General features: G+C 44.6%; 10 protein-coding genes and 1 pseudogene. 9 read left to right on the top strand and 2 right to left on the bottom strand.

From position 1 onward, the window contains the following. A pseudogene (locus QZ158_RS06465) lies at positions 1 to 408 on the top strand (hypothetical protein); the annotation flags it as partial. Between the two features lie 361 nt (positions 409 to 769). Beyond that, complete coding sequence (locus tag QZ158_RS06460) at positions 770 to 1,666, top strand: DUF4299 family protein (RefSeq protein ID WP_293886870.1); 897 nt, start codon at positions 770 to 772, stop codon at positions 1,664 to 1,666. Positions 1,667 to 1,700: 34 nt separating this feature from the next. On the opposite strand, the gene QZ158_RS06455 is transcribed toward QZ158_RS06460, so the two are convergent. Beyond that, positions 1,701 to 2,981 carry a solute carrier family 23 protein gene (locus tag QZ158_RS06455; protein WP_009731544.1) on the bottom strand — a complete coding sequence of 427 codons (1,281 nt, stop codon included), beginning with the start codon at positions 2,979 to 2,981 and terminating at the stop codon, positions 1,701 to 1,703. 617 nt (positions 2,982 to 3,598) lie between these two features. On the opposite strand from QZ158_RS06455, the gene QZ158_RS06450 reads away from it, so the two are divergent. From QZ158_RS06450 to QZ158_RS06430, 5 genes are all read left to right on the top strand, one after another. Then, the gene (locus tag QZ158_RS06450; protein ID WP_293886871.1) at positions 3,599 to 4,372 is read left to right on the top strand and encodes a nucleoside phosphorylase; all 774 of its coding nucleotides are present in this window, start codon (positions 3,599 to 3,601) and stop codon (positions 4,370 to 4,372) included. Further along, complete coding sequence (locus tag QZ158_RS06445; protein WP_293886864.1) at positions 4,373 to 6,055, top strand: ABC transporter ATP-binding protein; 1,683 nt, start codon at positions 4,373 to 4,375, stop codon at positions 6,053 to 6,055. Continuing rightward, positions 6,048 to 6,878 (top strand): energy-coupling factor transporter transmembrane protein EcfT, encoded by an 831-nt coding sequence (locus tag QZ158_RS06440; protein WP_293886863.1) that lies wholly within the window; start codon positions 6,048 to 6,050, stop codon positions 6,876 to 6,878. Before QZ158_RS06445 ends, QZ158_RS06440 begins: the two co-directional genes overlap by 8 nt. 4 nt (positions 6,879 to 6,882) lie before the next feature. Then, positions 6,883 to 7,638 carry an SDR family oxidoreductase gene (locus QZ158_RS06435; protein WP_293886862.1) on the top strand — a complete coding sequence of 252 codons (756 nt, stop codon included), beginning with the start codon at positions 6,883 to 6,885 and terminating at the stop codon, positions 7,636 to 7,638. Between the two features lie 67 nt (positions 7,639 to 7,705). After that, the gene (locus QZ158_RS06430; RefSeq protein WP_293886861.1) at positions 7,706 to 8,626 is read left to right on the top strand and encodes a carbohydrate kinase family protein; all 921 of its coding nucleotides are present in this window, start codon (positions 7,706 to 7,708) and stop codon (positions 8,624 to 8,626) included. Between the two features lie 29 nt (positions 8,627 to 8,655). Here the strand turns inward: QZ158_RS06430 and rsmG are convergent, their stop codons facing one another. Next, positions 8,656 to 9,369 (bottom strand): 16S rRNA (guanine(527)-N(7))-methyltransferase RsmG, encoded by a 714-nt coding sequence (rsmG, locus tag QZ158_RS06425; RefSeq protein ID WP_293886860.1) that lies wholly within the window; start codon positions 9,367 to 9,369, stop codon positions 8,656 to 8,658. Positions 9,370 to 9,440: 71 nt separating this feature from the next. Here rsmG and QZ158_RS06420 point away from each other — a divergent pair, with 71 nt between their 5' ends. Together QZ158_RS06420 and htpX are read left to right on the top strand one after the other, a co-directional pair. Next, the gene (locus QZ158_RS06420) at positions 9,441 to 10,001 is read left to right on the top strand and encodes a LemA family protein (RefSeq protein ID WP_003013312.1); all 561 of its coding nucleotides are present in this window, start codon (positions 9,441 to 9,443) and stop codon (positions 9,999 to 10,001) included. Position 10,002: 1 nt separating this feature from the next. Continuing rightward, entirely contained in the window at positions 10,003 to 10,899 is an 897-nt protein-coding gene (gene htpX / locus QZ158_RS06415) for a zinc metalloprotease HtpX (protein WP_293886857.1), read from the top strand. Positions 10,900 to 11,014 lie beyond the last annotated feature (115 nt).

Here is an 11,014-nt window from a genome sequence, read left to right as displayed (position 1 = left end):
TTCTCAGGTTGGATGGTGCGTGAAGGCTACAAAGATGTCGGTCAATTGCACGGCGGAATTGCAACCTACGGAAAAGACCCAGAAGTTCAAGGAGAACTATGGGATGGGAAAATGTACGTTTTTGACGAGCGGATTGCTGTCGATGTCAACCATGTCGATCCAAGTGTTGTTGGAAAAGACTGGTTTGATGGAACACCATGTGAACGCTATGTCAACTGTGGAAATCCTTTCTGTAATCGTCGCATCTTGACTTCAGAAGAAAATGAAGACAAGTACCTCCGCGGTTGCTCACATGAATGCCGTGTTCATCCACGCAATCGCTATGTAGAAGAACACAACTTGTCACAAGAAGAGATTACTGAGCGTTTGGCAGTTATCGGTGAGACGCTTGATGGAACTCTTGCATAAGTTAAAAACAGCCTTTTAGCTGTTTCAGATTGAAGACAAAGTCTTTTGAAAAACTTCCCTTAGGTGAGCACGGACGTCAGCGAACTTCTACGAAGTTCCATGACTTAGTTTTGAACCTAAGGTTTCAAAACTCCCGAGTGCTTGAACCACAGTGGTTCAAGCACTTTTTCTCACAGCGGAAAGTTTTTCATCTTCTTTAATGACAAAAAAATATAAGTCATGTTTTGAAAGTCATCTAGCTGTTTAATGTAGCACAATAGTTTGTCTACATTCAAAAACAGCCTTTCGGCTGTTTTTTCTATGGAAAGTCATGAAAATTTGTGCTATAATTTGGTAAGCGATTACAAAAAGGAGAAAACAAATGTCAGTTGTGTTTTCAATTCGAAATAAAAAGAGTATGTTTGGCTATCAAAAAGTGATGCTAGCTAAAGATGTATTGAATTTGGTGGAAGGAGTTCTTACCTACAGTTTTGAGGAAGCCATGCTTGGTCGCTCTCTCAAAGATTTTCCAGCCATGATGTGTATCCGCTATGGCAAGAGTTGCTTGCCGATCATCCTTCGTTATCTGGATCAAGAGCATGCTTATCAGTTCATCCTTGCAGATTTTGCCACCCTTGAAGATTGGCGACTCATCTTGGAATGGCTCAGTGCCCTAGCTCGTCAGTTGGGGAATGAGATTCACGATAATTTAGGAACCAGCTATGACGCAGATTCTATTTTCTCTTTTGACTATGAGAACTATTTACTGAAGAACCTACAGAATCTAGAAAAAGATCCAGACCTTCATCAATATCAGCTTCAGGGATTTGCTCATCCTGTAATTTTAGATCGTGAGCTCCTTCGTAAAATCCTAGACTCCGCTCAACCTTTAGAGGAGTTCAGTCAAGTGGTTAAAAAGGTACAATACAGCTCCGCCTTCTTTAGTCAGGTTCGTTTCTATCGTCAGAACGAAACGGGAGGCATTATTGGTAGTTACAGTCTAACAGAAGATACGGATACTGTCTTGCCACGTGTGCCTTTTGTACCTGCTGAGTTTGTAGAGAAGGTCAATATGGATGAAGTCATCGACTGGAAAGTGAACCTAGTGGAAATCACTGGAAATCCTGATATGCCAGAGAGTTATAAGCCGGTGGTTGCTGTGAATTTAGAAGCCCTACTGGATGCTTTGGACTCAAGTGAATTTGACTTGTTGGATGCCAATCAAATTGAAATTAAAAAATTGTCCAAAGAACGCTTGTTGCAATTGGCCCAACTCTAATAAAAAAAGTTCTCAGTGTTGAGAACTTTTTCTTTTAGTTTGATTCATGTGGCAAGATCAAGTTAAGGATGATTCCTGTCATAGCTGAGAGGGCTGTTCCTGAAAGGGTCACTGGACCGAGTTTCAGAATTGCTCCACCAAGTCCAAGAACCAACATGGCACTTGCAATAATCAAGTTGCGCATCAAGCTAAAGTCAACGCGTTCTTTGATCAAGACTTTCAAACCATTACTTGCGATTACCCCGTAGAGAAGGATAGACATCCCACCGAGAACAGAGTTTGGAATGGTAGAAATGAGAGCAGTAAATTTACCAAGGAAGCTCAAGGAAATAGCAATCAAGGCTGCATTTCGGATAACGGAAACAGAAGCAATGCGAGTCATCCCAATAACGCCTGTATTTTCACCGTAAGTGGTATTAGCTGGACCACCAAGGAAGGCTGATACAGATGTTGCAATCCCGTCACCAAGAAGGGTACGATGAAGTCCCGGTTGTTTCAAGAATTGACGGCCACAGATTTGGCTAAGCACGGTATGGTCACCGATGTGTTCTGAAATAGTTACGATAGCGATTGGTAAGATGGCGATGGTTTCAGGACCGAAATATAAGTTGTATTGTTTGAAGGCCCCACCCGTATTGAAAGGAAGATAGAAACCAGGGATTTCAAACCAGTTAGCCTTGAGGACCGGATCAAAGTTCACCAAGCCCAAGCAAACTGCGAAGACATAACCACCGATAATGGCAAAGAGGAAAGGAATGATTTTGAAGAAACCTTTTCCTTTGGTGTTGATGAAGGCGGCAATCAGGAAGGTCACGACAGCAACAAGGGCATTTTTCCAATCTCCTCCTTCGACAAAACCAGCGTTTTTAACGGCTGATCCTGCAAGCCCTAGACCAATGACGATGATCATAGGTCCAATAACAACGGCAGGAAGCAATTTGTCAATCCAGCGAGTGCCTGCTACTTTAACCCCTGCTGCGACTAGTACGTAGATCAGACCAGTCAGGATAACCCCAGTTTGGGCTGCATCGACTTTTCCTCCCATTTCTTTCATCGCCAAAGCCATGGCTGTGATAAAGGCGAAGGAAGATCCAAGGTAGACAGGGACTTTAAAGCCGGTACAAGTCATATAGATCAGTGTCCCAACCCCTGATGCAAAGAGGGCAACGGATACGGGCATGCCCAAGATGAGTGGTACCAAAATGGTAGCCCCAAACATGGCGAAAACGTGTTGGAAACTTAATAAGATTCCTTTTAGGGGTGCCGGACTTTGATCGACATCCAGGAGCAAATCAACAGTTGATTCTTCTTTCATAATAACCTCACTTTTGGGCACCAAAAAAGAGCCCATGAATTTTTTGCATAGCAAGGGCCCTCAGATTATTCATATTCTGTGTCTTTGTCACCTCACAGGATGACATTAAAAACCTTTGCTTCTAAGAAGTATAGCAGAAAAAATTCGTTTTGTAAACGAATTTTTCCCGAGCCAAGAAATAAAAGAGCGAGGAGGGAATCATTGAAGTTCTCATTTTTGTATCAGGAAAGAGGTTAACGATCGACGCAGTGGTTGAGTGGCCCCTCCCACGCTCTAATTCTCGCTTGGACGGGCCTACTCAACTTTGCGGGGGAGGGACGACGAAATCGTCGTTTTAAATGGTAATCGATTTCTGTCCCTCTCCCTTTTCCCGAGCTAAGAAACGAGAGAGCGAGGCAGGAGCTAGTAAGAGTTATCTATTTTCATCATAAAAGAGGTCAACGGTAGACGCAGTGGTTGAGCGGCCCATTTTCTTTTACTTTTGGAGAGATTCGGTATCATTTTCTACTACAAAAGGCGAACAAGTGAGCTTGCTTTCCCCTTTGTTAGAAGGAAAGAGGCCGATTTTGTGGTATAATAGAGGACTAGAAGTAGAATGAATGAAAGAGAAGTCAGAGATGCTGTTAGAAGAATTTGATGCCAATCGACAGGCGATTATCAACCCACAAGACCTACATGGTCCCATTGAAGGATTTCCAAAAGTAGTCATCTCTTGCTTTTCAAGAGTAACTTTTGCGCGTCTCCTTGAAAATTATGAACATGAGGTCATTACAAGAACTTCCATGGCCAACTTTGAAGTCCTAGTCTATGGGATTACGATTGAAGACCAACAGATTGCTGTCTTTAATGCACCAGTTGGGGCTGCTTCCTGTGTAGGGATTATAGAGGATTTGATTCAATTTGGGATGGAAAAACTCGTTCTCTTTGGAACTTGTGGGGTTTTGGACCAAGATATTGAGGCGACCTCCATCATTATTCCAACAGCAGCTCTTCGCGACGAAGGGACCAGCTACCACTATCTTCCGGCTAGTGATGAAGTGGAAGTAAATAAGGAAAGTCTTCCTCTCTTCCAAGCTTTTCTGGATAGTCACAAGGTTTCCTATCAGTCAGGAAAAGTGTGGACGACAGATGCTCCCTATCGGGAAACCATCGACAAGATGAAGCGACGAATGGAAGCAGGAGCTATCTGTGTGGATATGGAGTGTTCTGCAGTAGCTGCCTTAGCAGCTTTTCGGGACTTTGAGCTCTGCCATTTCTTCTACGCAGCAGACCACCTCTCTGAAGAAAAATGGGATATCCGAACCTTATCTAGTCATGAGGATTTAGATAGCAAGGATCGAATCGCGGATTTAGCCATCCAATTTGCGCTCTTATGGGAAAAGGCGAACTAAATGAAAGAAGCAATGATTGAACTGAAGGATTTTTCCTTCCAATACAAGGCACAGTCTGAGCCAACTTTGAAAAATCTCAACTTAACCATTTATAAAGGGGAAAAGGTCCTGATTGTCGGGCCATCTGGCTCTGGAAAGTCAACCATTGGCCAGTGCTTAAATGGGATTATCCCTAATATCTATAAGGGAACCAGTAGTGGGCAATTCCTCATTCAGGGGAAAGAAGCCTTTGATCTCAGTATTTACGAGAAGTCTCATTTGGTCAGTACGGTCTTGCAGGATACAGATGGTCAGTTTATTGGTCTCAGTGTTGCAGAAGACTTAGCTTTTGCCCTTGAAAACGATATGGTGGAGCTGGAAAGGATGAAATCCCGGGTCTGTACCTGGGCGGAGCGCTTAGACTTAAGCAAGCTCTTGGACCATCGCCCTCAAGATTTATCCGGTGGACAAAAACAACGGGTCAGCTTGGCGGGTGTCCTGATTGACGAAAGTCCGATCCTGCTCTTTGATGAGCCGCTGGCTAATCTAGATCCCAAATCGGGTCAGGATATCATAAATCTGATTGATCAGATTCATGAAGAGCAGGGAACGACAACCATTATCATCGAACACCGTTTGGAGGATGTCCTTTATCGTCCCATCGATCGGGTCATCTTGATCAATCAAGGGCAAGTCCTCTTTAATGGGAGCCCAGATGAGTTGTTGAGGACGACACTGCTGGCTGAAAATGGGATTCGTGAACCCCTCTATTTAACGACTCTTCGCCAGTTAGGCCGGGATATCAGCAAGCTACCGCATTTGGACAAGGTAGAAAAACTACCACTTGGGGATTTATCAGTAGATATCCCAACTCCTCATTTTGAAAAAGGAGCAGAGGCAGAGACAATTCTAGAACTTGGTCATTTGAACTTTGCCTATCGAGAAGGCCAGCCCATTCTAAAAGACCTTTCTCTAACCATTCCAAAAGGCCAACGGTTGGCTATTGTTGGTAAAAATGGGGCTGGAAAATCAACCCTTGCTAAGGCGATTTGTGGCTTTATCCAGACGGAAGGAACCTATTTCTCAAAGGGAGAGGATATCAAGGGTGATAGTGTCAAGGAGCGGGCAGAGCGCGTGGGCTATGTCCTGCAAAACCCCAACCAGATGATCTCGACCAACATGATTTTTGATGAGGTGGCTCTGGGTCTTCGCTTGAGAAATGTTCCAGAGGACCAAATCGAAAGTCGTGTCCATCAAGCCTTGAAAACCTGTGGTCTCTACGAATTTCGTAAGTGGCCGATCTCTGCTCTGTCCTATGGCCAGAAAAAGCGGGTGACCATTGCCTCTATCCTTGTCTTGGGACCAGATGTTCTGGTCCTCGATGAGCCGACGGCTGGTCAGGACCAACGAAACTATACGGAAATTATGGATTTCCTTGATGAACTCCATCAAAAAGGCCATACCATTGTCATGATTACCCATGATATGCAGCTCATGCTGGATTATTCGGACCGGGCAGTCGTGGTCATGGATGGGCAGGTTTTGGCTGATTTGACACCGGCAGAGCTCTTGACCCAACCAGAAATTTTGAGACGGGCTAATTTGAAAGAAACGTCTATTTTCGCCTTGGCAAATCGACTTGGTGTCGATCCTCTTGCCTTGACCCAGTTTTATATGAATCAGAAGGGGGAAGGTCATGAATAATCGCTTAGTCGGCTACCATGCCGGAACCAGTTTTCTGCATCGCCTTTCAGGCGCTAGCAAGCTTCTTTTCTTATTGTTGGTATCATTAGCTGCCATGTTGAGTTACGATACTCGCTTGTTGTTGGTTATTGGTCTAGGTGCCCTCGCCTTATTTGCAACCTCAGGCATTCGTTTGAAAGACATCTCCTTTGTTCTGAGCTTTGCCCTAGTCTTTGCCCTTCTCAATGTCTTGATGGTCTATCTTTTTGCCCCTCAATATGGGGTAGAAATCTATGGAGCAAAGACAGTTCTTCTAGATGGTATAGGGGCATATAGTATTACAGCCCAAGAGTTATTTTATCTCTTCAACCTAGCTTTGAAGTATGTGTGTACCATTCCCTTAGCTCTCATTTTCTTGATGACCACCCATCCCAGTCAGTTTGCTTCGAGTCTCAACCAGATTGGGGTGTCCTACAAGATTGCTTACTCAGTGAGCTTGACCTTGCGCTATATTCCAGATGTGCAGGAGGAATACCAGATTATCAAGCTCTCGCAAGAAGCAAGAGGCTTGGAGTTGTCCAAAAAGGCCAACTTTGTCCAACGGGTGAAGGGAAATCTTCAGATGATTTCTCCCTTGATTTTTAGTTCTTTGGAGCGGATTGAAACGATCTCTACGGCCATGGAACTGCGCCGCTTTGGAAAAAATAAAAAACGAACCTGGTACACCTATCAGGAGATGACCACTCGTGATCGCTTGATTATCTTGGGGTCAATCTTCATGGTGATCTTGAGTATCGTCCTGATTTGGGTAAACAAAGGTCGCTTCTATAATCCTTGGAGGTAAGAAAATGGCAGAAACAATTTTAGTAACGGGAGCATCTGCTGGCTTTGGCCAAGCCATTTGTCACCGCTTAGTTGCCGATGGGCATCGCGTGATTGGTGTTGCTAGACGCATTGAAAAATTACAGGCTCTTCAAGAGGAGTTAGGCACAGCCTTTTTCCCACTGCAAATGGACGTGACGGAACCTTCTCAGGTAGATCATGCACTTGCCAGTTTGCCAAAAGATTGGGAGAGAGTGGATGTTTTGGTCAATAATGCTGGCTTGGCCCTAGGCCTCGCTCCAGCTCATGAAGCAGAGGTTGCAGATTGGCTGACCATGATCCAGACCAATATTGTCGGCTTGACCTATCTGACAAGGAAAATCTTGCCCCAGATGGTGGAACGAAATGACGGTTATGTCATCAATATGGGATCAACTGCTGGGACGGTGCCTTATCCAGGGGCCAATGTTTATGGTGCTTCCAAGGCCTTCGTTAAACAGTTTTCATTAAATCTGCGTGCGGACTTGGCTGGAAAACAGATTCGGGTGACCAATATTGAGCCAGGTCTCTGTGAAGGGACCGAGTTTTCGACGGTTCGCTTTAAAGGGGATGAAAAACGGGTAGAGGCTCTCTATCGAGACGCCCAAGCCATTCAGCCTGAAGACATTGCCAACACTGTAGCTTGGCTCATCCAACAACCCAAGCATGTCAATGTCAACCGGATTGAAATCATGCCGGTTTCCCAAACATTTGGTCCGCAACCGATCTATCGGGGTGATTAGTTTTACTAACCAGCACGAACCGGTGCTGGTTATTTTTCCATGTTGAAAATAAGAGGGGGAAAAATCTATGTCAAAAGCCTTAGTGATTGGATCCACTGTTTGTGATATTATGGTCTATCTGGATAGACTACCGAGTCGGGAAGGAGACGCTCATATCCATGAGCAGACTTGGTCTCTTGGAGGGTGTGCCTTTAATGTGGTCTCCGTACTTCATGCTTTGGGTCAAAATGTTGACTTCATCTCGCCAGTGGGGACAGGTGTCTACGGGGACTTTGTCAAAGCAGAACTCGAGAGACTGGGCATCCAGACTCCAATCACAGCAACTGGGGCAAATGGTTGTTGTTATTGCTTTATCGAGTCGGATGGTGAGAGGACCTTTTTATCAGATCATGGAGTAGAATATAGTTTTCAGAAGGAATGGCTCCAGTCTCTGGAGCAGGAAAGCTACGAATATATTTATCTCTGTGGCCTTGAAGTAGAAGAGCCGACTGGATCGGAACTGATTCAATCTGTGTCAAAAGTCAAAGGCCAAGTCATCTTTGCACCAGGACCTAGAGGCCTTTTGATTCCCGAGGAGCGTTTGGAAACCATCTATGATCTCCATCCCATTCTCCATGTCAATGAAGCAGAAGCCAAGGCTTTTTCGGCTTGTGAAGAGATTGCTGACGCAGCTAAGAAGCTCTACCAAAGAACGGGGCAGTTAGTCATTGTCACCTTGGGAGAAAAAGGAGCGATCGCATACGATGGTAGGTTCTACGAGATGTCCGGATTTCCGACAGAAGTTCGTGATACCGTAGGAGCAGGAGACAGTCATCTGGGAGCCTTTTTAGCGGCATCTTTGCAAGGGCTAGATGTGGAGGATGCCTTAAGATTTGCTAACCGTCTAGCAAGTATGGTTGTGGCGATCAAGGGAGTTCATTTAGAGCGTCATCACCACCATACCCTAGAGCAAGAGTTAAAAAAATTAGTTCATTCAAAAAGAAGTTGACAAACTGTCAGCTTCTTTTGGGTATGATCTTATAATGGACGCTTATTGGGCATGCCTGCTTTTCTTGGATATTTGTTTGGGGTTTCTTTTTTCTTTTCTACAAGAGTGATATAGCGTGGATCCCCATTTGGCAATTCATACTGTAGATTGTCTTCAACCTTGCTAAAGAGCAGATTAAGGGCATTTTTAGCTTCTCCCAACTCTTCTGGAGCATTGCTAGCCTTGAGAGCAAGAAGCCGTCCTCCTACTTTCAGATAGGGAATGGTCAGCTCAGAAAGGACCTGCATGCGGGCTACAGCACGGGCAGTTACGATATCAAATTGGGCACGAAAGGCCTTGTCTTGGGCAAAATCCTCAGCTCGTCCATGGTAGAAATGTACTCCGCTCAAGCCCAACTCTTCAGCCAGCAAGTGAAGGAAATTGATCCGCTTATTGAGGGAATCAATAATGGTCACATCTAGCTCAGGGAATAGGATCTTCATTGGTAGGCTGGGAAAGCCGGCACCAGCTCCGATATCCAAGAGACGGATGGGTTGGTTTTCGATCAGGCCCTGTAAAATGGGTGCGATAGAATCATAAAAATGCTTGAGATAGACTTCATCTTTATCGGTGATAGCGGTGAGATTAATTTTCTCATTCCATTCCACGAGGAGCTCGAAATAGCGTTCGTATTGCTCTTTTTGTCGATCAGTTAGTGGGAAGCCGAGGTCGGCTAAACGGTCATAAAATTCTTCTGGTTTCATAAGATAATTTTACCACAAAATAAGGGAAATTTGATATACTGGTACTAAAGAAATGAAAGGAATTCAATAAAATGATTTGGATTATTCTTGGGGTCCTAGTGGTCCTTGTGTTGATGGTAGTAGGAGTTTACAACGGTTTAGTGAAAAGTCGGATGCAAACTCGCGAAGCTTGGAGTCAAATCGATGTTCAATTGAAACGTCGGAATGACTTGATTCCAAACTTGATCGAAACGGTTAAGGGCTATGCAAAATATGAGGGTGATACCCTTGCTAAGGTCACTCAACTTCGCCAACAAGTAGCGCAAGCATCTTCACCTGCAGAAGCAATGGCAGCCAGTGATGCTCTTTCACGTCAAGTGGCAGGTATCTTTGCAGTGGCTGAAAACTACCCAGACTTGAAAGCTAACACCAACTTTATGCAATTGCAAGAAGAATTGACTAACACAGAAAACAAAATTTCTTATGCTCGTCAATTGTACAACAGTGTCACAAGCAACTACAATGTCAAGTTGGAAACTTTCCCAACAAATGTGATTGCTGGAATGTTTGGCTTCAAACAAGCCGAGTTCCTTCAAGTGCCTGAAGAAGAAAAAGCAGTACCAAAGGTGGACTTTAGCGGATTAGGAGACTAATATGCTCTTTGACCAAATTGCAAGTAATAAAAGGAGAACCTGGATTCTCCTTATTGCTTTTTTCATACTCTTGGCTCTCATCGGAGCAGCCGTTGGCTACCTCTGGTTAGGCTCCTCACTTGGTGGCGTCATCCTAGCTTTGATTATTGGTGGGATTTATGCCTTTAGCATGATTTTCCAATCAACCGAGATCGTCATGCGGATGAACGGGGCGCGTGAGGTGACAGAAGAGCAAGCCCCTCAACTCTACCATATTGTCCAAGATATGGCCATGGTAGCTCAAATCCCTATGCCTCGAGTTTATATTGTAGATGATCCGTCCATGAATGCATTTGCGACAGGATCCAATCCTCAAAATGCTGCTGTTGCAGCGACAACAGGTCTTCTAGCTGTGATGAACCGTGAGGAATTGGAGGGAGTCATCGGACACGAAGTCAGCCATATTCGCAATTACGATATCCGCATCTCCACGATTGCGGTTGCCCTTGCTAGTGCCATCACCATGCTTTCTAGTATTGGAGGACGGATGATGTGGTGGGGCGGTGGTCGTAGACGGGATGATGATCGCGAAGGGGGCAGTGGTTTAGAAATTATTATTCTGATCCTTTCCTTGATTGCCATCGTTTTAGCTCCATTAGCGGCGACTTTGGTTCAGTTAGCCATTTCTCGTCAACGAGAGTTCCTAGCGGATGCCTCAAGTGTTGAATTGACACGGAATCCTCAAGGAATGATCAATGCTCTTTTGAAGCTGGATAACAGTGTGCCTATGCAACGAGAAGTCGATAGTGCAAGTAGTGCTCTCTTTATCAACGATCCTAAAAAAGAATCCGGCTTTCAAAAGCTCTTTTATACCCACCCACCCATTGCTGAGCGGGTTGAAAGATTAAGAAATATGTAAAAAAAACCACCAAACAGTGGATTCAGATTGAAGACACAATCATCTTAGAACCTTTCCTTGGGTGAGTACGGACGTCAGCGAACTTCTATGAAGTTCCATGACTTAGTTTTGGACC

It is taken from the genome of Streptococcus sp. A12, from assembly GCF_905372335.1.
GTDB lineage: Bacteria > Bacillota > Bacilli > Lactobacillales > Streptococcaceae > Streptococcus.
Note: the sequence above shows the minus strand (reverse complement) of the source record. Positions and strands in the feature narration are given on the sequence as shown.